Raw genomic sequence first — 21,999 nt, 5'->3', positions numbered from 1 at the left:
GTTGCTAATCATGGGGATATCTCTTAAAAAGGTCCCCATGAAAAAGAAAAACGGCCGTGATTCCAAAGAGCTTGCTGATTTCTCCTTGGGTGAAATTCAGACCCACTATCCAGAAACATATGCTCCAGAAGTTCTGGAGGCCTTTGACAACAAAAACCCGGGCAAGATCGCCTGGACAACTTTTGTGTGCACTGAATTCACGTCGTTGTGCCCTAAGACCCGTCAGCCGGATTTCGCAAAAATCTTCGTCAACTACATCGCAGACAAGAAAATGGTCGAATCCAAATCCCTGAAACTGTATCTGTTCAGCTTCCGTAACCACGGGGACTTCCACGAGGACTGCGTGCAGACTATCTGTGATGATCTGGTGAAGCTGATGAAACCCAAATACATCGAAGTTATCGGTGAGTTCACGCCGCGCGGGGGGATTGCGATTTACCCTTATGCGAACTATGCCGCTAAAGATAAGTTCTTCCAGGATCTTTATAAGAAGCGCATGAGCGAATACGCTCCGGGCAAGTACTCTATGGAGCTTTCAAAGCTCTACTAAGCACATACATCAATTTTGAATTCAAAAGGCTCTGTCAGGATTTTTGACAGGCCTTTCTTTTTTTCGGACACGTGAGTTGCTAAGGCAAGAATTAGTGGGCTGCAGTAGTATGGCGTCGATAATAACTATTTTGTGGAGTCCAAGATGAAGAAATTTGCCCTTGTTTCGTTGATGATGTTTTTTGCGACCGCTTCCCAGGCTTCCGAGATGGGAACTTACACTCTTAACAAATCCCGCTCTTTGTTTAGTGGCGCTCAAGTGTTCCAATTGGAACTGTCCGAAGGCTTTCAAATGAGCTTTACCAGCAAGGAACTGGGTCATTGCAGTACCAGTAAAAAGCTGACGAACACCAACTATGTTTATGCTTTGGCAGAGGGCCCTGGCATGGCCGAAAATCTTTGGGGCACCGTTTTCTGCGATAACAAGCAGTGGTTCACGGTTTATCTGAAAGTCAAAGGCGGTTATTTGCCAGGGTCGGGCGAGACAGTTTCTGGTAACTTAAGAATTTCGGATTCTTCTTTTGATGAAGTTTTTGAAGCCAAAGTAGCAATTACGAAACACTAGATAAGTAACGCCCAGAAACACAAAAACCTGCTCGAAGGCAGGTTTAAGTGGCGGAGAAGGAGGGATTCGAACCCTCGGTACACTTTTGGTGTACGAGCATTTAGCAAACGCTTGGTTTCAGCCACTCACCCACCTCTCCGCGGTCGGTTTTCTCGACTGAGGATCCAAATTGCCATAGCCCAGCCCGTTAATCAAGGTCTTGCCTCGACTCTTTTTGTAAAATTATCAAGAATGCTTGATTTTTCCCTGGCCGCAGTCTATCTATACGTCTCTTTCTCAGTGCACTCGTAGCTCAGCTGGATAGAGTACTTGACTACGAATCAAGTGGTCAGAGGTTCGAATCCTCTCGAGTGCACCATTTTTTCCCTTTCAAAAATTCTCCTTAAATTAAGATTTATAATACGCAGCGCGCCAAATCGGCTTTTGCTGATCGATCGTTGTTATTTCGCCTTCACGATCGATCCATCAACCGGGTTGAAGTAGATTTCGACCTTCTTTCCTTCCTTATTGGTTCCGTAAATTTCGTAGCAAGTCCCCGGCTGCTTGAACTTCGAAATTTTGTATCCCTCGGCTTCGACCTTTTTCTTAAAGGCTTCTTCGGTCATCCATTTATCTTTTGGTTCTGAGGTACACTCTTTTTTTGCATGGGCTGAAATTGAGATGGTTGCCAATAGAATTGTAAGGGCTAGCTGTTTCATGTTTTTTCTCCTTTTGATGGGATTAATTCCCTATCGCTTAGACTCAGTATCGCTATTCGCCGAAGATTGAAAATGGTCTGAATGCCCTAAGTGTTGGAATAAAGGCCGGATAGGCCATTTGCCCAATGGACGACTTTTTAAAAAGAGACGATTTTAAAGCTTCAGAAGCACAGAATTCAAAAGGAGGCGTAAGATGCGGTCCACTTTGATATACGATTTGCCGACACGGCTTTTTCATTGGTTGTTTTCAGCCCTGTTTCTATTGTCATTTATCATTGCCAAGACTGTTGATGATGAATCGGTGGTCTTTAGCTACCATATGCTTTCCGGACTTTTGTTGGGCGGGCTTGTCGTGTGGCGGTTCGTTTGGGGCATCATGGGTACAAAGCACGCCAAGTTCTCGGGATTCAGCCTGAACCCCCTTGAGCTAAAGAATTATCTTGTTGGTGTATTAGTGGGGTCCAAAAGGCGCTGGTCAGGGCATAATCCTGCCTCCAGCTGGGCTGCGATGGCGATGTTTGCCTTGGCATTAGGGTTGTCCGTAACGGGTTACCTGATGACTACGGGGAGCAAAGAGACCTTTGAAGACGCACACGAACTTATGGCAAATGCGTTTGTTGTGATTGCAGGCCTTCATGTGGTCGGCGTGATTCTTCATTCTTTGAGGCATCGGGATGCTATCGCGCTAAGTATGCTTGACGGAAAAAAAGAGGTGGATGGTGATGGGGTCGGAATTTCCTCTTCCAAGGGAATTGCGGCGGTGATCTTACTGTCATTGGTTGCCGTGGGTGGCTTGTATCTGACTAAAAATTTTGATTCGCAAAGAAGAACTCTTTCACTGCCGGGACAAACACTGCAATTGGGAGATGCGGAAGTATCCACAGAAGGTGATGACGACTAAAGTAGATTTTCGTAGGATCTGAATATGAACCAAAAAGAACGTGCAGTTCTTATAGCAGTGTTGGCGACCGTTACCTTAATGGTTGCTGTGGATTTGGCGACAGACTCTCAAGAGGGCGTCGCTCTTTGGCATGTTCTGATCGAGGGTGGAGCAGGTTTGGCGGCTCTTTTCGGAATCTTCTTCCTGATGAAAGATTCATTCAACCTGCAGCATAAGTTGTCAGACTCTTTAAATGAAAACGCCAGGCTTAAAAGTGAGGCCCAGGAATGGAAGCAGGAGGCACGAAAATACATCGAGGGCCTCTCCCATTCCATTGATTTGCAGTTATCAAAATGGAACCTGTCGCTGGCTGAAAAAGAAGTGGCTCTGCTGTTGTTGAAGGGACTTTCGCTTAAAGAAATTGCCGAAGTTCGCGGCACCAGTGAAAAAACGGCGCGAGCCCAGTCGATAGCTATCTATTCCAAGTCCGGATTGGCGGGCCGGTCCGAACTGGCCGCCTTTTTCCTTGAGGACTTGCTGCAGCCTCAAGCAGCGGAATAGCCAGTCATGTTATAGCTAGCCAGTTTCAACTCGCCGAGTTACGTTTGAGCGATGAAAAGCACGTTTTATCTTAAAATCGGCATGATGGTTCTGGCTCTGGTGGGTGTCTTCTATGGCATGAAGGCCCTGGATGGCGGCGCTTTAGAGGATAAAGCCTCGGACCCGCAAAGCGCGCTGGGTCTTCTGATCGGCAGCGACTATCGCCCCTTGAATTGGTGCCCGGAAAAAGCCCCTAAGGTTGAGATCTTTGACCCAGCCGGCGCCCTGATTAAAACCCTGGAAAGGCCTGAAGACATCAGTTCCGTCTGTGAAATCATGATGGGGGCCTTTTCCATGGAAGGCATTGAGGAAAGCTCATTTAAAAAGAGCCTGGCAGCCCATGGCGCCGCTGCCGGAGAAATCGTGATCTTGGAACAGGTTCCGGGAAAGCCGGTTTTCCGCGTCAAAGGGATGCCTTTTAGCTCTCCGATGCTTTCCAAGGCTTTGGATAGGCTTGCAGCCCCTTAAGATTATTTCTGTTTGACAAGAACCGCCCAAAGCCGCTAATTTAGCCCTTCACCGAGTTCAGAAGTAGCTCAGTCGGTAGAGCAAGCGGCTGTTAACCGCTGGGTCGGGGGTTCGAGTCCCTCCTTCTGAGCCAATCTTTTTAGATTGTGATTAAGAAAACCAAGTCCATAAGACTTGGTTTTTTTATTTTTACCCCCTGTAAAATTCGATAGCATGGAATCTCCAAAAGGAGTTTGCCATGAAGCTTTGGATTTTCAGCGCGTTGATTCTTCCGGTTCAAGTTCTGGCTTCGCCCCCGGCTTTTCAAGAGTCCATTTCTGGCATCAATCCTCACCTAAAAAAATCCCCGAAATTTGTAATCCCTGTCGCCAACGACAAGGACCTGTACCTGCGCATGGAAAAAGCGCTGACTTCGGAAAATCCCGAGCAGTCTTTGCGCACTTTGGCCGAAGAAGGTGACTTTACGACGTGTTCAGCCTTTCAGGCCACAACGCCTTCCGGATTGCTGCCGATGACGGGGCTTTTGGAGATTTCAAAAAAACTGAATGATGAGGCGATCGGCGCCAAGTCCTGGGAACAAAGTCTGAAGCTGGCGAATTTGTGGTGGCACGTTGGTAACTGTGAAATGCCAGTGATCACCGGGCAGATCGGCATGGCGCTGTTGAAAGATTCCCTGACAGAAATGGCGAAACTTTCCAAAGAAAACATGAGTGACGATGATCGCGCGAAGCTGTCCGAACTAAAACGCAACATCAAGGACTGGAGTCCTTCAGCGCATCTGGAAAAAGAGTTCCGCTTTGAGATGGTGCTCACCCCCGCTTTGCTGCTGCCAGAGCTGAAATCCGGGAAGTTTGAATTCAACAAAGAAGAGCTTGAAGAAGAAAGTTCCGAAGAAACAGCCCTGGTGGGTTTTCCAGGTCTGATCAAACTTTTGTATCCGGAAGGTTATGGCACCTTTGACTGGAATGAAGGTGCAAAGCCCGTGGCCGCGGTGGTGGATCAAATCAAGGGCGCAAAAAATCCTGCCGCGAAGATGGGAAAAGCCGTCGACGAACAGGAGGCAAAATATATTAAATCCTTCTATGAAGAACTGAAGCTGCGCGAACAGGGTGTGAAGTCGGTAAAGGATCTTTTGAAAGATGCAAAAGCCACCGAGCTGATTGAGACTTTGCAAAAAGATGAAGAGCTGCTGAAAGCAAAGCGCGAGCTTGCGCAAAACTATAAAGATAAATCCGCCTTCATGATGGCGGTGCTGGTGTTTAAGCTGACGACGCCGAATTTTTCCAAGTCCATTGATAAGAAAGCACAGACCCTGCACAAGGATCTGATCCGACTCAGCAAGCCGCTGTAGCCGCCACGGGGCCCAATCCGGGCCCGCCTTTGTATCAATTTCCTGTAAAGCCTATTTTGTCTCAAAGTGACCCAAAAGGGCCTCAATTAGGGGTCCAAATCGTTTATATTGCAAATGAGCCATCTTTCGCCGGGCATAGCCTTTGTATTATGGGGACTTGGAATTATCGGACGTCTGCTGGAGGACTCATGCGCCTTATTAAATATCTGCCCCTTGTCGCCTTTTGGAGCCTGACGGCTTTCACTATGAAAGCGGGCGCCGAAGTGAAGAGCTATCGGGAGTGGAAAACTGAAAGAGTTCAACAGGCTCAGGTCAAAGTGACGACTTTGAAGACCCAGATCGACGCCCGTAAAGGCATCCGCCTGGCAGCGGCAGGTACGGACCCCAATATGGCTCACCGCGCGGGTTTGGAGGCGGTAGCTTCTCAGGATATCTCTGTGGAAAAGCTGGAACGCGAACTTCGTGAGGAAATCTATGACCTTGAAGTCGCCAAAGACCTTTCCGTGACGGACTATTTCGTGGGTTATCTTACAAAGGTTCAGGATAAAAAGACCGCTTTTAATGAAGTGGCCGGCAAACTGTCCCCAGAAGAGGTGGCGGAGCTGATGACGGCCTATGCGAACTCCGTGTTCGGAGCGCATTCTTCGGACCTTCCAGCCAGCGCAAATAACTTTGGCAAAGACGGCGTTAAATAAGCCCTCGAAAATTCTAAATAAGTCTTAATCTTTATTCGGCGCGCCAAAGCGTTTCATTCAGGAAAATTGGGCGCCCGACCTTGACTCTTTCTACAGCCGATTCATATTAGCTTCCATAAATACAGTTTATACATAACTGAGTTTTAAACGGAGGCTCACAATGGCTAAGAACGAAATTGGCGTTCGCCCACTTCATGACAGAATTCTAGTTCGCAGAATGGCGGAAGAAGAAAAAACCGCTGGCGGTCTTTTCATCCCTGACACAGCAAAAGAAAAACCACAAAAAGGCGAAATCATCGCGACTGGCAAAGGCCGCGTGACTGAAGATGGCAAGATCCTTCCATTGGAAGTTAAAGTTGGCGATAAAGTTCTTTTCGGCAAATATGCTGGAACTGAATTGAAACTGGATGGCGCTGAATACCTGATGATGCGCGAAGAAGACATCCTGGGCGTATTCAACTAAATTTATTTTTTAAATATCTACTCTGGCGAAGGCTGGAGTGAATCAGATAACGGAGAAAATCATGAGTAAAGTAATTACATTCTCAGAAGACGCTCGTACACACATCCTTAAAGGTGTGAACACTCTGGCGAACGCAGTAAAAGTAACTTTGGGACCAAAAGGTCGCAACGTTGTTATCGACAAATCTTTCGGTTCCCCACTGATCACTAAAGACGGTGTGACTGTTGCGAAAGAAATCGAACTTGAAAACAAATTCGAAAACATGGGCGCTCAGATGGTTAAGGAAGTTGCTTCCAAAACCAACGACGAAGCTGGTGACGGTACAACAACTGCAACAGTTTTGGCGCAGGCTATCTACCGTGAAGGCGCGAAACTTGTTTCCGCTGGTCACAACCCAATGTCCATCAAACGTGGTATCGACAAAGCAGTAGCTATCGTTATCGACGAATTGAAAGCGATGTCCAAACCGGTAAAAGGTTCCAACGAAGTGGCTCAAGTTGGCGCTATCTCTGCAAACAATGACAAAGAAATCGGTCAGATGTTGGCAGACGCTATGGATAAAGTAGGCCGTGAAGGCGTTATCACTATCGAAGAATCCAAAACTGCAAAAACTGAAGTGACTGTAGTTGAAGGTATGCAATTCGACCGTGGTTACCTTTCTCCATACTTCGTAACCAACGCAGAAAGAATGGAAGCAGTTCTTGAGAACGCTTACGTTCTTGTTTACGACAAAAAAATCTCTTCCATGAAAGACATGATCGGTATCCTTGAAGGCGTTGCAAAACAAGGCCGTCAATTGTTGATCATCGCGGAAGACGTTGAAGGCGAAGCATTGGCAACTTTGGTTGTTAATAAATTGCGCGGCACTCTGCACATTGCTGCAGTTAAAGCTCCAGGCTTCGGTGATCGTCGTAAAGCTATGCTTGAAGACATCGCGATCCTGACTGGCGCGAAAGTGATCTCTGAAGACGTTGGTTTGAAACTTGAGGCGGCGACTGTTGCTGACCTTGGTGTTGCAAAACGCATCGTTGTAGACAAAGACAACACAACAATCATCGATGGCGCTGGTAAAAAGAACGACATCAATGGCCGTGTTGGTCAGATCAAAGCTCAGATCGAAGAAACTTCTTCTGACTATGACAAAGAAAAACTGAAAGAGCGTCTGGCTAAATTGGCTGGCGGTGTTGCGGTTATCCACGTTGGTGCTCCTTCTGAAGTTGAGATGAAAGAGAAAAAACACCGTGTAGAAGACGCTTTGAACGCGACTCGCGCTGCGGTTGAAGAAGGTATCGTTGCTGGTGGTGGTACTGCTTTGCTTCGTGCTTCCACTAAAGTTGATAAATCCAAATTCTCTGAAGAAGAGCAATTCGGTGCGACGATCATCAAACGTGCTTGTGAAGAGCCAATCCGTCAAATCGCGGCTAACGCTGGTTTGGATGGTGCGATCGTTTTGGATCGTATCCTTCAGAACAAGTCCACGACTTGGGGCTTCAACGCTTACTCTGACGAATACACTGATCTGATCAAAGACGGTGTTATCGATCCAGTTAAAGTTGTTCGTTGCGCTTTGACTAACGCAGCTTCCGTTTCTTCTTTGATGCTTACTACAGAGACTATGATCGCTGAAGCACCTAAGAAAGAATCTGCAGCTCCTGCGATGCCTGGCCACGACGGTATGGGCGGCATGGGTGGCATGATGTAGTCTTCTGACTACTGACTGTGCTTAACGCAAAAAGCCTGGGTTTATAGCCCAGGCTTTTTTTTTTAGAACAGATACTGAACCCCACCAAACAACGTCGTCATCTTGTGACTGGTGCTGGTGGCACGGGTCGCGCCCGAGAAGTCTGTGCTGTAGTTTTCAATCATCAGCTCGCCGCGAATCTTGAATCGCGTTTTCATTTTATAATCCATAAAGAAGCTGAAGGAATTGATCTTGCTGTCAGACCCTGAACCGCTGTCCTGGGATTCGCTCATGCCGGGATTCATATAGAAATCAAAGCGTCCGCCGATATCCACAGGGATTTCCTCAGACAGTGGGAACTGACCCGCCAGGCTGATCAGGAAGCCGCTATAGTCCATGCTCGTGAACGTGGTGGGCGTGCTGCCATCCACAGTGAACTTGGTTGTCATGTAACCCGCACCGATTTGCAGCTTCGGGCCGAAGAAGTCATTAGTCAGCAGGAAGTTATAGCCCGCGTTCACGCCGTATTGGCCCACAGACATGTTCAAAGACGAAGGGGAGCTTCCGGCCTGGTTATTATCAATTGCGAACACTGACTGGCGCAGGTGAACGCCCATGTACCATTCCGGGTTCAGCCACAGCTCGCCACGCACCAATATATTTGGAGCGAAGTTGTTGCTGCCACTCACCGACTCTGGCGTGGTCAGGCTGCTGTTTTGGGTGTAGTTGCCAAAACCCGCCATCAATTCCACTTTGCCGAACTGCGGAGGCATTGTTGGCAGCCATTCGGTGGGCTCTTCTCCAAACGCCACATCCTTGTCCGGGCGGGTGCTGATGTCCTGCAAAACTTTTCCGGAAGGTGTGGTGATGGGGGTTGAGTACTTCACAAATTCGTCCGGCATCACTTTGGAGCCGACGGCGATCACGCCCGGGTCTTTTTCCATTTCGACGTAACCAAAACTCATGAATGGTTCGACTTTGAAAAGTTTCACGCGGCCCAGAACCTCTTTTTCGGTGCTGACCATGAATTTTAGTTTTGGATGACGGTTGATCTTGATGATCTGAACGACGGACACACGGCTGTCAGGTTTAAGCCCGTAGTTGCTTCCCAGATTCAGCGTCACCTGCTGGCCACGGCGGCTCAGGATGGTGGCTCTGAAAGGCATGCGGTACTTCAGGTTTTCAAAAAGGCGACGGACTTCACTTTTGATTTCCGCAGTTTCAAAACCTTTGTAGTCATTCAGGGATTCCTGCAACAGGGGCAGACCTTCGCGGCCCACAAACAAAGTCAGCGTGATGGAAATTCCGCGGGGACCACGGATGATTTTTGAAGTCAGGGCGGCTTCGCTTTGCGTGGATTGCAAAACGGTTTGAACTTCAGATGGATTTTCATCCAAGGTTTCAGATTTGATTTTCAAATCTTTTGGAAAGTTGGACAAAGACCACTGTTTGTCTTCGTTCAAAAGATTTCTAAGTTCTTCTTCCGCAGGTTTTGCATAAATGCCCCCGACGTTGTCGGTGGTTGGCACCAGCACGATGGATTTGATGGCAAGATCTTGGTCGGCGGCACTGACATAGACGTTCTGGGCATTAGTCTGGGCCCACGCAGTCGGGCTGATTGAAATGAAACAGGACGCGACGAAGAGAGAACCTAGGAAGAATGATTTCATAAATTTATTCTGCCCTGCCTCTGAAAACAGGTCAATTTGGCGTCAAGTAATACGGACCGAAAGCCGAAAGATTTCTTATGAAGTCTTCATTTTCCTTTCTGATTTTTGCAGCTCTTTTTGCTTCTGCCTTTCCGGCATCAGCCCAAGTGGGTCTGGAAGGATTTTCTTCCGGGCGCTATGAAGTTCGTAAAGCCAATAAGCGCAGTCCAGCGTCTGAGACAGAAGCAACTCCGGTAATCACGGATTCCGACGGCGTGGCGGTTAGAACCCTGAAGACCAGCGAACTTGAGGCCGAGAAAAAAGCTGAAGCTGAAAAGAAGGAAAAGGAACTGGCAGCCAAAAAAGAAGCAGAAGCCAAGGCAGCCGCAGAAGCTCAATCCGCGGCGGCAGCGACGGCTGTGCCTGTAGTTCCAGCAGCAGCGTCCAAAGTGGCGGGTGCTGAGACCTCGTCTGAAGTCGAGGAACCAACCATCAGCGAACAGGCCGAGAGCCTTTTCTCTGATAAAGCCTCCAAGATCTTTCAATTTTACCGTGAACAAATTCATGAAGATGACATTCGTAACAACCGTCTTGAGCTGGATGTCATGCCGGTGGTTGCTTACAATGACTCCCAGTCCAATTATACATTCCGTGACTATCAGAGCTTCTTTAATGCGTTGAAGATTCGCACCAACGTTTGGTTCACGCCACTTATTGGTGTGAGCGGACAGATTTTGTTCTCATTTGCCGCGGATGTGGACTCTATCCAGGCGGATCAGTCCCGGGTTTCGGCAAAGTATGAATTTGTCGATCTGGGTTTGAACTTCCGTAAGTTCTTCGGCGTCTCCCGCAAATCCAATTCATTGGAATTTTCTTTGTTGTTCAGTGATAACAAGATGACCGTTCCAAGTGACAACACTTCCCGTGCCCGTCTTAAAACTCAGGGGTTGGGTGTGGGGCTGAAGGCGCGCATTCCAACGTCTGCGAACTATGCCTGGACGCTGGGGGGCAGTTTCTTCCCGCGTCTGCAGCATTCAGAAAGTGCCACGGGTGTAAATATCCAGTCCGGTGCTTCGGAAGAAAGCGTGCGCATTGGTTTGGATGTCGGTGGTGAATGGAAATTCACCCGCGAAAGCCAGATGATCTGGAGCTTGGGTGCTTCGGCTGAAAGAAACGTGTTTGACGGTGCCGCCGGTCTGCCAGACCCTGGTACAGGTTTGACTCCGAACAATGTCAGCGTGACCAACTCGCTTTATATGTTCTCACTGGGCTATCGTTGGGGTCACTAAAATCCACTCACAAAAAAGCCTGCTAAATTCTATACTGGCGGTATGAAGATTCGTTTTGCTGTTATTGATGATGCCGCCTTCTTGCGTGAACTTATCAAAAATATTGTGACCTCTGAAGGGGGCCTTTGCGTCGGCGAGGCTGCCAATGGGGACGAGGCGGTAGCGTTGGTATCAGCGACTCTGCCCGACCTGGTGTTTTTGGATATGGTTATGCCTCTTCGTAACGGCATTGAAACCGCAAAGATTCTGAAAGAGCTTCATCCCGAAATCAAGATCATCGGTTGTTCCACCATCGATCAGGAAGCTTTGGTGCAGAAGGCCTTCGAGGCGGGCTTTGATGCCTATCTGCCAAAACCATTCAGCAAAGAACAGCTTTTAAAAGAAATCACAAAAGTATTACCGCATCTGGGAGAATCGACTCATGGAAGAACTTAAATTTGTATTGAAGTGCTTTGCCGCAACAGCCTTGCTGATTGTTTTGATGCAGGTGAAAGTAGCTGGCGACTCGATTGAATCTCATTCTTTCCGCTGGTTGCAGAAATCCACGGTGTCTCAGTACATTCAGAGTGCGGCAGCCGGTGGTGCCATGGCGATCAGAAATTTGGGGCGTTCATTGGGTGATGGCGTGGCCAGCACAGTAGATGGATTCCAGGAAGGCGCTCACGAAAAGGCGATTCGCTAGGACACCCTGCCCTTTTTAAAAAAGGGGAAGGGAGAGCGACTGTAAGGGGGGGATAGTCACTCTCCCTAGGGGGCATATTCAATTCAAGCCGGGGCGTGGATTAGTTCCAGCCTTTGCTTGTTTTCTCTTTGGAAGTCTTCGTCGAAGTGTCTTTAGCAACCTTCGCTTTAAACTCCTGCTTGAACGCCGTCGTGGAATGACGACCGCTTGCACTGTTGTTTTTGCAAGAAACACCGGTGTTCGCCATTGCCACAGAGGCGATCAAAGACATAGCAATAGTGGCTTGTACGATTTTCTTCATAAAACTCTCCTTTATCTATACACACTTAAAAACATCATTAAGAACTCATAGAGGTCTATTGCATCGCGTGTGCCAGAGTTTTTGTCTCAGGATGAGACGAATCGGAGGGTTTCAGGGCAAAAAGAAAGGGCTTTGGATGTCCAAAGCCCTTTTGTGTAAGGCGAGTGTCAGGTTTCTAGACAGACAGGATTACTGTCTTCCGGTGCCGGCTTTCTCAGATCCACCAGGGGTCGCGCTGGAGCCCTTGACTTCACGGGAAACGGTGTCGTCATGGCGACGGGAGCCTTTGCCAGTGGTAGCGCCTGTACGGTAGGCAATACACTCACGGCAGTCACCCAAAGCGGACGTCGTGGCTTCAAATGGAGACGATCTGAACGCCTCATTAGGGTCTTCGCCTGGATTTACCGGGCGGTTGGCGTTTTCGTCAGCAGAGGCTGTTCCCGCGAAGGAGAAGCCCAGGGTCAGCAAGATGGAAAGAACCAAGAGTCTTTTCATATAATCACCTTCTCCTTACAGGTAAAGTTCCGCAGTTGCGGGAGCAATGATATCCAAGAGGTTATTAAATGTGCTGGCTACCTGCATGGCTACAGATGGCCCCTCTTTGCTGTCCACCTTGTTGATTTCACCATTTGGCTTATAGGATACCACAATTGTGCCCAAACCGGGACGGGTAACTACGGATGGTTTACCATAGCGTTCCTCGTACTCGATTTTAACCACTTTCTTGGCCTGATCTGTAATGGTCGCAATACGGCCGCGGCTATCATATGTCATATTGATCTTCTGGCCGTCGCTGTTCTGGGCATAGGAAAGGTTCCCTTTGCCATCGTATTTGAACTGAGCGGCCTTGGTGGCTACCTTGGCACCTTTTTCGTTGAAATAAGTGCTGTTTACAGAGCTGACCTTTTTAACCTTCGGGTCATACTCAAATGCCATCTTCATATTTGGTGCGGCTTTCACCTTCACCAGGCCATCTGGATAGTATTCGTAAGAAATACGGTCGGCATTACGACGGATGGAAACGGGTTTGCCAAAGACCTCATGGTAAGTGATGTCTGTGACGTTGCCGTTGACAGTCGTCATCACACGCTGCAGGTAATATTGACCGTCAGCGCGCTGTTGATGCCAGAATTCGTATTTATTATCCGCCATCACTTCCTTGCCGCAGGTCTTTTTCACTGTGGACCAGTAGTGATTCTTTGGATCAGTCGGGGAATCTTCGTATTTGTAGGTCTCGATACATTTATCACGATCTGCAAACGCCAGAACCCAGTCTTTTTGTTTGTCGTACTTCAAAGCGACAAACGTTTTATCCGGCCAAGTCGCCTTGGTCAGATTGTGAAGCTCGTCGTATTCGTAAGTGTACGTTTTCAACCAGGCATTCTTTACGGAAGCCAGGTCATCCAGATTTGCGAACTTGTATTCCGCCATCAGACCGTTGGGGCCAGTGATGGTTTTTACTTTTTTGTTCTGGAAGTACTTGAAAGTCAGACGACGACCGTTGTTGTCCTGGAGCGTGGAGATCACGTCCTTGTCATAGTCGAATTTCAGGAAGTTGTTGTTCTTGTCATAGATATGAGTCAGTTTGCCCTGCGGGCTGAAGCGCTGGGAGCTGCCATCTGGAAGATTTCTTGTGTAATACGTTTTGTTGAACGTGAAGTGCTCAACTTCGCGGCCGTTGGCGTAGAACTTGGTGCCTTCTTTAACCGGAACCGTGATTCCGTATTGGCGGGCATATTCCGCGCGCAGGCTGTCGTCTTCAAGCAACTGTGTTTTCAGCGTGTTGATTGCCGCCTCAGTCAGGCCGACTTTCTTTTCCGCTTTCATCTTGTTCACGATTTGCGCGATAGAGCTGTCGACATCCTTGCGCGTGATTTCACGGGGGGAGAAGGTCACTTCAAGACCGCCACCGCATTCTTTCACCTTGATATTGCCTTCGGCCGTGACTTCCATCCCGGTTTCAAAATCAGAGCACCAGCCAAAGCCGAACATACCGTTGAAAAGTGAACGGCTGTTGTAAGTGCGCACGATTTTAAGATCATACCCGCTGCCTGGAACATCCATATCAATCCAGGTGTTGGAGTAGTTGGCATTTTTCATATCCACAAGCGCGAACGCCTGGGCAGAAAAAAGAAAGGCGAACGCCAAGAGTGCTTTCTTCATTATCGATACCTCTTCCTTGAAACTGACAAACTACACTTTAATGGTAACAAGCTTTTTAATAAGCACGCCACCGATTATTTGCAGACCCAGCATCGCTGCCAGTAACACTAGACCTAGGGTTGTGTTAAACATTGGTTTGATGAAAGCCGGATCGATCACAAGGAACACGGCCATCAAGATAAACGGAATCAGAGTGACGATTATCCCTTGCATCATCCCCTGAGCGGTCAAAGCCTGAATTTTTTTCTCTACTTTTTGTCTTTCGCGCACGACCAGTACGATGGTCTGGAAAGTCTCTGCCAGATTACCACCGGTCTCTTTCAGGATGTTGATAGAGGTCACAAACATCTGCACATCCGGTCGCGGGATGCGATTCCCCAGGTCATTCAGTGCGCTTTCAAAACTGTCACCGACTTGCATCTGATACAAAACTTGCGCAAATTCCTGACTCATGGGGTTTCCCATGATCTCCACAACACGCTTCATGGATTCCTGAGGATTGGATCCGGCCTTGATACCGTTGGCCATGATGGTCAGACCATCCACCATCTGATCCACAAACTTGGTGCAGCGCTGTTCATAGATCATGCGCACCAAAAGCAAAGGCAACTGCCAGCCGGCCACGGTGATGGAAGCACCAAAGAATGCACCCATCAAAACACTTGGCCAGAAGATCAGGAACACCAGGGCTCCCAGACCGAAGCTCATCAGCAGGATGATCAGCGTGACTTTCTTTTCGTCAACGTCCATTCCCATCACACGAAGAATCTTGATCACCTCGTCGCGCTGGCCAAGGCTGCGCTTGTGCAACCATGCAATCGCCTTGTCAGCCCATAGGATGACGATGACGAAAACACAGATGCCAAACAGAGGGATCATAACCCATTCGTTAAACAGGAAACTCATGGCTTACCCCGATTTTTTCACTGGAGCCACGCCTGGCATTTTCGGCGCCATCGCAGCTGGGATTGGTGGTTTCGCAGGAGCGGCCGCCGCCGGTGTGCCTGCATTCGGGTCATTGGCAAAGATCTCACGCGGGATCACAACACCCTTGTCGCTCAATTTTTGGATAAAGCTTGGGATGGTACCGGTTGCCTGGAAGGTTCCTTGAATTTTTCTGTTTTTGTCGTAACCGGTTTCTTTGAATCTGAAGATTTCAGCCAAAGTCACCACGTCCCCTTGCATGCCCGCCACTTCGGTGATGCTCAGGATTTTACGGCTACCATCAGACAGACGGGAGATCTGCACAATCAGATTCACCGCGCCAGCGATCTGTTCACGGATCGCACGCATTGGCAGATCCATACCGGACATCATACAAAGTGTTTCCAGACGGGCCACACATTCACGCGGAGAGTTGGCGTGAGTCGTGGTCATGGAACCATCGTGACCCGTGTTCATGGCCTGCAACATGTCCAAAGCGGCGCCGTCACGGCACTCACCGACGATGATACGGTCAGGACGCATACGCAGGGCATTCTTGATCAGATCGCGGATGTGAATGGCGTTAGAGCCTTCCATTGAAGCCGGACGTGTCTCCAGGCGCACCACGTGCTCCTGTTGCAGTTGCAGCTCGGCCGCATCCTCGACCGTGATGACACGTTCGTTGGACGGGATGAAGGAAGACAGCATGTTCAGCAGGGATGTTTTACCTGAACCGGTACCGCCGGAGATCACCACGTTCAGACCGTTTTCCACGCAGATGCGCAGGAAGTCGATCATGTTCTTGGTGATACTTCCGTAACCGATATACTTTTCAGCGGTGATACCACCTTTTTTAAATTTACGAATGGTCAGTGCCGGTCCGTCAATGGCCAAAGGCTCAATCACGGCGTTCACACGTGAACCGTCTTTCAAACGCGCATCCACATACGGAGTGGAGTCGTTGATCTGACGACCCAGTGGCGTCACGATACGCTCGATAATTCGGCGCAGGTGATCGTTGGAGGTGAAGGTCACAGGACTTAGCTGAACCTTACCGCTTTTCTCGACGAAGACACGTTTATTACCGTTGACCATGATCTCGGTGACATCAGGATCCGCCAGCAGATCTTCCAACGGGCCCAGACCCAGGGCTTCTTCCAAAACCTCTTTGATAAGTTTGGAGCGTTCTTCACGGGCCGAATCCGGAGCTTCGCGATCCACGATCAAGGTGATTTCACGTTTGGTCTTTTCGCGAACTTCTTTTTCTTTATTTTCATCCTGCTTGCCGTCGACCAATAACTTTTTAAGATCCACGGTGCGGATCAGTTCGTTATGGATGCGGATTTTCAGCAGGGTGCGTGCATCCATCCCTTGCGTGGAACCCGTGCTGGCGCTGTCGCCAGTGGCCGCTGCTGCCGCCGGGGCTGGTTTCGGACGGGACAGGGTTTTCAGTCGTTGTAAAATGCCGCCGGTCAGTTTACGGGCAACATCATAGTACGCGGCCGTGACCGGAGCTTTCGGAGCGGAGATCACAAACGGCGTGTATTTTTGCAGGGACATCATGGAAGTGGCTTCATCCTGAGGAATGATTCCCAGGAAAGGCAGCTGCAGCTGATTGGAGATCGTCTGCGGGGAAAGACCCGTCGGAGAAGCCTTGTTGATCACCAGCTGGAACATGTCTTTGGGTAAAGTGGCAGAAAGAAGTTCATTCACCAGACGCTGCGTCTGAGTAACCACCAGAACTTCCGGAGTCGTCACGATCATGATCGCAGTGGCTTCCTGAAGCACGGCCATTTGCGCCGGGCCCAGTTCCGTACCCACGTCGACGATGATGAATTTATAAGCGCGGGAGAAGAACTCCACCAGTTTTCCCAAAAGATCCGGATTGATGTTCAGGCTTTCTTCCGGTCCGCGAACCGCACCCAGATAAGCCAAACCTGACTGGTGCATTGTGACGAGTGTGTTCATCGGCTGAGAGTTCAAAGAGCCCTGGAAGCTTGCAAGTTCCTTCAGTGTTTTTTGGGGTTTCAGACCCATGATCACGTTCTGATCGCCGACGCTGCGAGCATCAGCATCGATCAGAAGAACCTGGCTGCGGAGTTCGTTCATGATGGTGCAGGCGAAATTGGCTGCGAAGACGGATTTTCCAACGCCGCCTTTACCGCCAACCACTGCGATGAGATTACAATTAGGATTGATAGCCAAACAGACCTCCAGCTTTCCTATCGGCTGAAACAGGAGGTCCGTTTACGAGACCCTAGTCGCGTAAACGGAACTTCTTCTTAATTTGCTCAGCCCCGGAGCTGGCAGAAGTCTTAACTATCGGTGTGACAAAGACCACGAACTGGCTTTGTTGCTTGATGAAGTCTTTGGATGCATAAAGGCTGATGATCGGGTTCTTCTGACCTGCCGGACGATTGTACCCGGTCGAGGTCGAGTTGCGGATCAAACCACCCACCGCCGCGCTCTGACGATCTCGCACCGTCACGGTAGAGGTCATTTCATTCGCACTGGTGATTGGCGCACCACTTGGAGTGTTACCCAGAAGGCTGGACACCTTAAAGGCCATTTCCATGTGCACGCTGCCGGATTTTTCACCCAGCAATACCGGAGTGATCGCCGTCACTATACCCACTTCGGCAAAGGCGGTCCCCTGGGTGCCGTCTTTACCGATGACTGGATAAGGCTGATTGGTCACCTGTTTGATTTCACCTTTTTTACCGTCTTCCACAATCAGACTGGTGCTTTCAAGCACGCGCGCATGACCGTGTTGTTTTGCCCAGTTTAGTTTAGGCAAAAGATTGGAAACAGTTCCGGTGATCGAGCTGATCACGCCACCCGGAGAATCACCACCGGTCTGGAAGGTCATCTGCGAGTTGTCACCCAGTTCCGGAGTGAACTGGAACTTGAAGGCCTTGGAATAGTCCTTGTTCAGTTCCACATAGTGCACCACCAGCTGGATCATTTTGCTTGGTGGTTTCGCCGGAGCTTCTTTGATCTGAATCAGGTTGATCACACCATCATTCGCCGGGCGGCGTTTCTTGATCACACCTTTTTCCTCGGCCGCCTCGATCACGATGTCGGGCAGATAGGTTTTGGCGATGATTTCGGCACGTTTGGCTTCTTCATCTGAATTGGCCCAGCCCTGCAGGATGATTTTTTCATTCACCGCACGGACTTCGATTTCTGGATTGTTGATGTCACGGGCGATGAACTCTGCGATTTTCTTCTGTGCCAGCGGGCTTAAGGTCACAAGCGAGGACGCCTGTTCACCGAACTGCTGAACCACGTTATAGATACGCGCCAGGTCTTTTGGCAAAAGGATCTGACCATCCACAACCACGCGGTTGTTCACGATCTTGATGTTAATACCCTCAATGTCACCCAGAAGGGCGCGCATTTCCCGCACGACTTTGTCGAGCTTGCTTTTCTTTACGTCAATGCGGAATTCCGCGACGATCTTGCCGTTGCGCTTGTCGTGAATCGTCAGGGTCGCAAAACCCTCACCCTTCGGAGTGAAACGCATGACGTTCAGATCCTTGGCGTAAGCCGCAGTCACGATGCGACGGAAGTCACCTTTGAATTCAATGCTGTCCGGAAGCGGGGGAAGCTTCTCGTCCTGCTCAATGCCGAGGGTGAGATTGATGAATTTGCGAGAGCGGTATACGCCCTCTTCACCTTCTGTGGATGATGTCGGCGAGGCTTCCAGTTCTTCCTGGGTCCAGGCCACACTTCCACTGATCATAAACAGGCTGAGCAGCCCAGTGATCAGAATTTTACGTCTCATATATCCCCCTTAAATTCCCCTAAATCAGACCCAATTACAAAGTTTGAAACCCGTTGGCGCGTGGTCTTTGTGCTGGCGGAGGTGCTGCCCTCTGTTGTTGAACCGGTGGTACGTAAGGTCGTGGCGGCATCGCGATTGCCGGTGCTGCCGGAGCGTCCATAGAAACCATCGGTTTTCCCAATACACTGTCAGACGTCGAACTTGGCATGCGCGGTGGAATTGTTCTGTCGCTTGGATTTCTCAAAGCCATGAACAAGTTCCCCGGAGCCGTGGAAAGAATATAGAACAGATCCTGCGCCTCTTTCGGAGTCGCTTCGACCGTGATCGTGGTGTACTTGGTGTCACCAGTCAGGGCGATCTGTGTCAGGTTCTTTCCGGTTGAATCCAGTTCAAACATGCGTGGAATGTTGTTCACAACACTCACACCCGTTGCCAGAACGACCACGTCGTTCATCATGGTGAAGACTTCACGGCGCTGGTTCACACCTTTACCGGAATCCACCGCGGCATAAATATCAATGCGGTCGCCAGGGCGGATCAGTTTAGCAACCCCGCGCACTTCATCCACTGGGATAGTCACAGCACGTTTGCTGGGCGCGACCTGCAGGGAAATCCCTGTGTCCGGGCCCGGAGTCAGAAGATTGTTCTTCACGACCATCTGGCCTTTTCTGATAGGCACGGCGGCCACGTTGCCGATAATCTCGTCAGGAATCGTGATGGCGTCAGGCTGAATGAAATCCGCCGGCAGCTCTTTGGTTTCAACCATCGTGTCGTAGATGGTCTGCATTTCAGCGATGTCCTCTTTGGCAACAACCACACGCTTGGTGGAACCGAAACGCTTGTCGTACTCGGCTTTCTTTTCCTGGGAATAGCTGTAAAGCAGGAACGTCGCAAAGACACCTGCAGCAATCGAAAGCCATAAATTTCTAGTTTCGTTTGATCCCATAATGTCCCACTCTCTTAGCTTCCGGTGCCTGCGCACTCGGAGTTAAGGCAAATTCCATACGTCGTTTTAATCCAGATCGGATTCACGGAAAGACTTTCGTTTCTTCCGCCTGGAAGAGAACGGGTCTTTTCGTGTTCCGGTTTCGTTCCCGCAATTTCTGCGGCCTCACGCTGCAAAGCCATGAAGTCAATGCGGCGGGAGCTGGCCACCCAGTCGTTCGCACCTTCTTTGGTGTTTTCAGACAGGGTTCCGTGCACCCGCATGCCGACCTTGTCGTAAGTCAGAGCCACATCCGAATTCGGAGTGGAACGGAAGTACGTCAGATTGGCGCGGTTGCGGAAAGTTTCAAAAGCATAGTTGCGGGATGCGATCGAGTTCAGAATCCCGGTGTGAATGGCGCCGAAGAACCCCAAAGAGAAGTTCACCAGCAGCACGATCACAATGATAATAGGGACGAGCTCTAGCACAGCCATCCCTTTTTCGTTATTTATGGAGGATTTGCGATTTTGCTTTTTCAGCATCCGTTGTCCTCCGAGGGAATATAGCCTGCGGTGTCGCGGGCCATTTCTTTAAAGCGTTGATCCAGATTCAATACCGCCTCATAGCGGCGTTTGATCTGAAGCTCGTAGCATTCTTTCTGGGTCGGTTCGCGAATCAGGAAGGCTGTAACCTTGGCGTTGAAACCTGCATCGTCCTCGTTCGTCGGCCCCAGGAAGGCGACTTTCAGACTGAGCAGCTTGGCTGTAAAATCAAAACGCACGCCCACTTGCGGGACGCGCTCTTCGGTGTAGCGATAGTCGTTGTCAAAGGTGCGACCGGATTCACCACCACCACGAACATCAATCTGCGGAGACAGGACGAACCAGCCGCCATCAGGCTTGTTGAACAGAGGTTTAAGCTCTTTGTTGTTGATCAGGGAAAGGTATTTGTCTTTGGCCATCTGTTCCTGCTTGTCCTGATCGATATGCCCGGCTGCGTGAGCGCGGGAAGCAGAGAACGCGATATACTGGGCGATTTCGGCCATGGACAGAGTGAAATTCAGAGCGAAGAAGACAATACAAAGCCCCGCCGCAATGACGATGGCAAAAATGAACTCTGCGGAAATCATCCCGCGTTCATTTTGTATTGTTGTGGAGAAGCTCTTCGTTCTGCTCATTCTCTCCTTTAAGGTTCCGCGGTCAGTGACCTGCGAACCTGGTTGGGATGCTTGGCACGGGCATTTTCCGGGGTGTCCCAGACGCCGGACTCAATCATTCCGGAAACTTTCTGCCATGGGCTGGAGATCAGTTTTGCAAGATACTTGTTCTCGCGCAGCTGACCGGTTGCCCAGATCAGAGCTCCCACCATGAAAGTCATCAGCAGGACGGACTCGACAAGGAATTGGCCTTTGTTGTTGTTAACATGCCTTTTCATCTTGTTTCTCCGTCCCAGCCAATGTGATTTCCATCAATGGGTTTGAAACCTGCTCCTGTCGTGAGCTGCTGTTCAATGCGTGCACCCAGCCGCGGGCCTGATGTTTTAAAGGCCTCGGCCGGAGCAGTCATGAACGCCTTCAGGATAAAGAAGAAGGTCGCAAATAGTAAAAGCACATACTCTACGGTCATTGGGTCCCCCTTTTATTCCCAGCTTGATAGCGGAAATCGTCAGGAGAAACTAGTTACCGCTGAAGCCTGTGATATCACTTGCCAATGAACCCACTTTTTCTTCCATTGCGCTTTTGATTTTATCTTTGAAGATAACCACCAAAGCGACTACAACCACCAGCAACAGGATGTACTCTGTCGCACCTTGGCCGCGTTCATTCTTCAATAGCTTCTTGGAAAAGTTCTTAAACTTCTTCATGGATGTTCCTCCTTAGAGACAATATCGGATAATTTTGGGATTCTCTTTAGAGGACGGATTACAGAAACTGAACAACGCGCATGTCTCATTGTGAGAAAATGAAAAGGGAGGTCCCTGGACCTCCCTGGCGTCTAAAGAATCGACGATTTCTCTCTATTTACACTCAGCTTTGTCGGCGAAAGTCTTGCCAAGATCCTTGCCATCAAATTTGACAGTCACGAATTTCTCAGTCAGCGTGCCCTTGCGGATGATTTTGGAGCTTTTCTCGCCCCATTTCAGGCAGGCTTCTTCGCTGTCCAGATTTTTGGATTCATCAGTCGGGTTTTTACCGTTATAAGGTTTCAACGCCTCGGTTTCCTTGCCAGCACAGGCCTTACGGCTGGTTGTGATCGTGCAATCACCGGCTTGGGCGGCTACAGATCCAAAAGCAATCAAAGCGGCGATCAATGTGGATTTCTTCATGGAT

27 protein-coding genes and 3 tRNA genes are annotated in these 21,999 nt (G+C 49.5%); 14 read left to right on the top strand and 16 right to left on the bottom strand.

The genetic code is table 11. The features are described 5' to 3' along the window. Positions 1 to 37: 37 nt before the first annotated feature. On the top strand, positions 38 to 550 hold the full coding sequence (queF, locus tag ACNQKP_RS03690) for a preQ(1) synthase (RefSeq protein WP_417862913.1): 513 nt from the start codon (positions 38 to 40) through the stop codon (positions 548 to 550). Positions 551 to 694: 144 nt separating this feature from the next. Continuing rightward, positions 695 to 1,114: a hypothetical protein gene (locus tag ACNQKP_RS03685; RefSeq protein ID WP_041576743.1), complete on the top strand. Its 420-nt coding sequence runs from the start codon at positions 695 to 697 to the stop codon at positions 1,112 to 1,114. A gap of 48 nt (positions 1,115 to 1,162) precedes the next feature. Here the strand turns inward: ACNQKP_RS03685 and ACNQKP_RS03680 are convergent. Continuing rightward, a tRNA-Ser gene (locus ACNQKP_RS03680) sits at positions 1,163 to 1,253 on the bottom strand. Between the two features lie 142 nt (positions 1,254 to 1,395). Between ACNQKP_RS03680 and ACNQKP_RS03675 the strand changes: the two genes are divergently transcribed. Beyond that, a tRNA-Arg gene (locus ACNQKP_RS03675) sits at positions 1,396 to 1,472 on the top strand. Positions 1,473 to 1,554: 82 nt separating this feature from the next. Here the strand turns inward: ACNQKP_RS03675 and ACNQKP_RS03670 are convergent. Then, complete coding sequence (locus tag ACNQKP_RS03670) at positions 1,555 to 1,812, bottom strand: PepSY domain-containing protein (RefSeq protein ID WP_011162711.1); 258 nt, start codon at positions 1,810 to 1,812, stop codon at positions 1,555 to 1,557. 193 nt (positions 1,813 to 2,005) lie between these two features. Here ACNQKP_RS03670 and ACNQKP_RS03665 point away from each other — a divergent pair, with 193 nt between their 5' ends. The 8 genes from ACNQKP_RS03665 (at position 2,006) to groL (ending at position 7,971) form a co-directional block, all read left to right on the top strand. Beyond that, on the top strand, positions 2,006 to 2,713 hold the full coding sequence (locus tag ACNQKP_RS03665) for a cytochrome b/b6 domain-containing protein (protein WP_417862911.1): 708 nt from the start codon (positions 2,006 to 2,008) through the stop codon (positions 2,711 to 2,713). 24 nt (positions 2,714 to 2,737) lie between these two features. Next, positions 2,738 to 3,253 carry a helix-turn-helix transcriptional regulator gene (locus ACNQKP_RS03660; protein WP_417862909.1) on the top strand — a complete coding sequence of 172 codons (516 nt, stop codon included), beginning with the start codon at positions 2,738 to 2,740 and terminating at the stop codon, positions 3,251 to 3,253. A gap of 51 nt (positions 3,254 to 3,304) precedes the next feature. Further along, positions 3,305 to 3,760 carry a hypothetical protein gene (locus ACNQKP_RS03655; RefSeq protein WP_417862907.1) on the top strand — a complete coding sequence of 152 codons (456 nt, stop codon included), beginning with the start codon at positions 3,305 to 3,307 and terminating at the stop codon, positions 3,758 to 3,760. Positions 3,761 to 3,817: 57 nt separating this feature from the next. Next, positions 3,818 to 3,893 (top strand) — tRNA-Asn (locus tag ACNQKP_RS03650). 105 nt (positions 3,894 to 3,998) lie between these two features. Then, positions 3,999 to 5,111: a hypothetical protein gene (locus ACNQKP_RS03645; protein WP_417862905.1), complete on the top strand. Its 1,113-nt coding sequence runs from the start codon at positions 3,999 to 4,001 to the stop codon at positions 5,109 to 5,111. Positions 5,112 to 5,299: 188 nt separating this feature from the next. Beyond that, entirely contained in the window at positions 5,300 to 5,806 is a 507-nt protein-coding gene (locus ACNQKP_RS03640) for a hypothetical protein (protein WP_417862903.1), read from the top strand. Between the two features lie 175 nt (positions 5,807 to 5,981). After that, positions 5,982 to 6,269, top strand: coding sequence for a co-chaperone GroES (groES, locus tag ACNQKP_RS03635; RefSeq protein ID WP_038452046.1), 288 nt, complete (start codon positions 5,982 to 5,984; stop codon positions 6,267 to 6,269). Positions 6,270 to 6,330: 61 nt separating this feature from the next. Beyond that, positions 6,331 to 7,971: a chaperonin GroEL gene (gene groL / locus ACNQKP_RS03630; RefSeq protein WP_417862902.1), complete on the top strand. Its 1,641-nt coding sequence runs from the start codon at positions 6,331 to 6,333 to the stop codon at positions 7,969 to 7,971. 62 nt (positions 7,972 to 8,033) lie between these two features. Here groL and ACNQKP_RS03625 read toward each other — a convergent pair whose 3' ends face one another. After that, entirely contained in the window at positions 8,034 to 9,620 is a 1,587-nt protein-coding gene (locus ACNQKP_RS03625; protein ID WP_417862901.1) for a hypothetical protein, read from the bottom strand. A 77-nt stretch (positions 9,621 to 9,697) separates the two neighbouring features. On the opposite strand from ACNQKP_RS03625, the gene ACNQKP_RS03620 reads away from it, so the two are divergent. From ACNQKP_RS03620 to ACNQKP_RS03610, 3 genes are read left to right on the top strand one after another with little or no spacing between them, the layout of a single operon-like run. Beyond that, a complete protein-coding gene (locus ACNQKP_RS03620; RefSeq protein WP_417862900.1) occupies positions 9,698 to 10,888 on the top strand; it encodes a hypothetical protein in 1,191 nt (396 codons plus the stop codon). A 42-nt stretch (positions 10,889 to 10,930) separates the two neighbouring features. Beyond that, entirely contained in the window at positions 10,931 to 11,323 is a 393-nt protein-coding gene (locus ACNQKP_RS03615; protein ID WP_417862898.1) for a response regulator, read from the top strand. Further along, the gene (locus tag ACNQKP_RS03610; protein WP_417862897.1) at positions 11,310 to 11,570 is read left to right on the top strand and encodes a hypothetical protein; all 261 of its coding nucleotides are present in this window, start codon (positions 11,310 to 11,312) and stop codon (positions 11,568 to 11,570) included. The genes ACNQKP_RS03615 and ACNQKP_RS03610 overlap by 14 nt, the downstream gene beginning before the upstream one ends. A gap of 100 nt (positions 11,571 to 11,670) precedes the next feature. Here the strand turns inward: ACNQKP_RS03610 and ACNQKP_RS03605 are convergent, their stop codons facing one another. The 13 genes from ACNQKP_RS03605 to ACNQKP_RS03545 form a co-directional block, all read right to left on the bottom strand. Beyond that, positions 11,671 to 11,871 carry a hypothetical protein gene (locus tag ACNQKP_RS03605; protein WP_015089301.1) on the bottom strand — a complete coding sequence of 67 codons (201 nt, stop codon included), beginning with the start codon at positions 11,869 to 11,871 and terminating at the stop codon, positions 11,671 to 11,673. A gap of 189 nt (positions 11,872 to 12,060) precedes the next feature. Then, on the bottom strand, positions 12,061 to 12,366 hold the full coding sequence (locus ACNQKP_RS03600) for a hit locus (RefSeq protein ID WP_417862895.1): 306 nt from the start codon (positions 12,364 to 12,366) through the stop codon (positions 12,061 to 12,063). Between the two features lie 15 nt (positions 12,367 to 12,381). Beyond that, positions 12,382 to 14,034: a DUF6531 domain-containing protein gene (locus ACNQKP_RS03595; protein WP_417862893.1), complete on the bottom strand. Its 1,653-nt coding sequence runs from the start codon at positions 14,032 to 14,034 to the stop codon at positions 12,382 to 12,384. Between the two features lie 30 nt (positions 14,035 to 14,064). Further along, on the bottom strand, positions 14,065 to 14,940 hold the full coding sequence (locus tag ACNQKP_RS03590; RefSeq protein ID WP_011162725.1) for a type II secretion system F family protein: 876 nt from the start codon (positions 14,938 to 14,940) through the stop codon (positions 14,065 to 14,067). Between the two features lie 3 nt (positions 14,941 to 14,943). Continuing rightward, complete coding sequence (locus tag ACNQKP_RS03585) at positions 14,944 to 17,163, bottom strand: ATPase, T2SS/T4P/T4SS family (RefSeq protein WP_417862891.1); 2,220 nt, start codon at positions 17,161 to 17,163, stop codon at positions 14,944 to 14,946. 52 nt (positions 17,164 to 17,215) lie between these two features. Then, positions 17,216 to 18,745 carry a BON domain-containing protein gene (locus ACNQKP_RS03580; protein WP_417862889.1) on the bottom strand — a complete coding sequence of 510 codons (1,530 nt, stop codon included), beginning with the start codon at positions 18,743 to 18,745 and terminating at the stop codon, positions 17,216 to 17,218. 34 nt (positions 18,746 to 18,779) lie between these two features. After that, positions 18,780 to 19,691, bottom strand: coding sequence for a Flp pilus assembly protein CpaB (gene cpaB, locus ACNQKP_RS03575; protein ID WP_015089307.1), 912 nt, complete (start codon positions 19,689 to 19,691; stop codon positions 18,780 to 18,782). 14 nt (positions 19,692 to 19,705) lie between these two features. Beyond that, positions 19,706 to 20,212 (bottom strand): hypothetical protein, encoded by a 507-nt coding sequence (locus ACNQKP_RS03570; protein WP_417862888.1) that lies wholly within the window; start codon positions 20,210 to 20,212, stop codon positions 19,706 to 19,708. Continuing rightward, positions 20,206 to 20,847: a hypothetical protein gene (locus ACNQKP_RS03565; protein ID WP_417862887.1), complete on the bottom strand. Its 642-nt coding sequence runs from the start codon at positions 20,845 to 20,847 to the stop codon at positions 20,206 to 20,208. Before ACNQKP_RS03565 ends, ACNQKP_RS03570 begins: the two co-directional genes overlap by 7 nt. A gap of 8 nt (positions 20,848 to 20,855) precedes the next feature. Continuing rightward, the gene (locus ACNQKP_RS03560; protein WP_015089310.1) at positions 20,856 to 21,104 is read right to left on the bottom strand and encodes a hypothetical protein; all 249 of its coding nucleotides are present in this window, start codon (positions 21,102 to 21,104) and stop codon (positions 20,856 to 20,858) included. After that, complete coding sequence (locus tag ACNQKP_RS03555) at positions 21,101 to 21,295, bottom strand: hypothetical protein (protein ID WP_011162732.1); 195 nt, start codon at positions 21,293 to 21,295, stop codon at positions 21,101 to 21,103. The genes ACNQKP_RS03560 and ACNQKP_RS03555 overlap by 4 nt, the downstream gene beginning before the upstream one ends. Before the next feature lie 49 nt (positions 21,296 to 21,344). Further along, positions 21,345 to 21,533 carry a Flp1 family type IVb pilin gene (locus ACNQKP_RS03550; protein WP_088566664.1) on the bottom strand — a complete coding sequence of 63 codons (189 nt, stop codon included), beginning with the start codon at positions 21,531 to 21,533 and terminating at the stop codon, positions 21,345 to 21,347. Between the two features lie 153 nt (positions 21,534 to 21,686). After that, on the bottom strand, positions 21,687 to 21,995 hold the full coding sequence (locus ACNQKP_RS03545) for a hypothetical protein (RefSeq protein WP_417862885.1): 309 nt from the start codon (positions 21,993 to 21,995) through the stop codon (positions 21,687 to 21,689). Positions 21,996 to 21,999: the final 4 nt, after the last annotated feature.

This window comes from Bdellovibrio bacteriovorus (genome assembly GCF_048286975.1).
Classification (GTDB): domain Bacteria; phylum Bdellovibrionota; class Bdellovibrionia; order Bdellovibrionales; family Bdellovibrionaceae; genus Bdellovibrio; species Bdellovibrio bacteriovorus_H.
The sequence above is the reverse complement of the archived record's forward strand: the minus strand, read 5'-3'. Positions and strand labels throughout refer to the sequence as shown.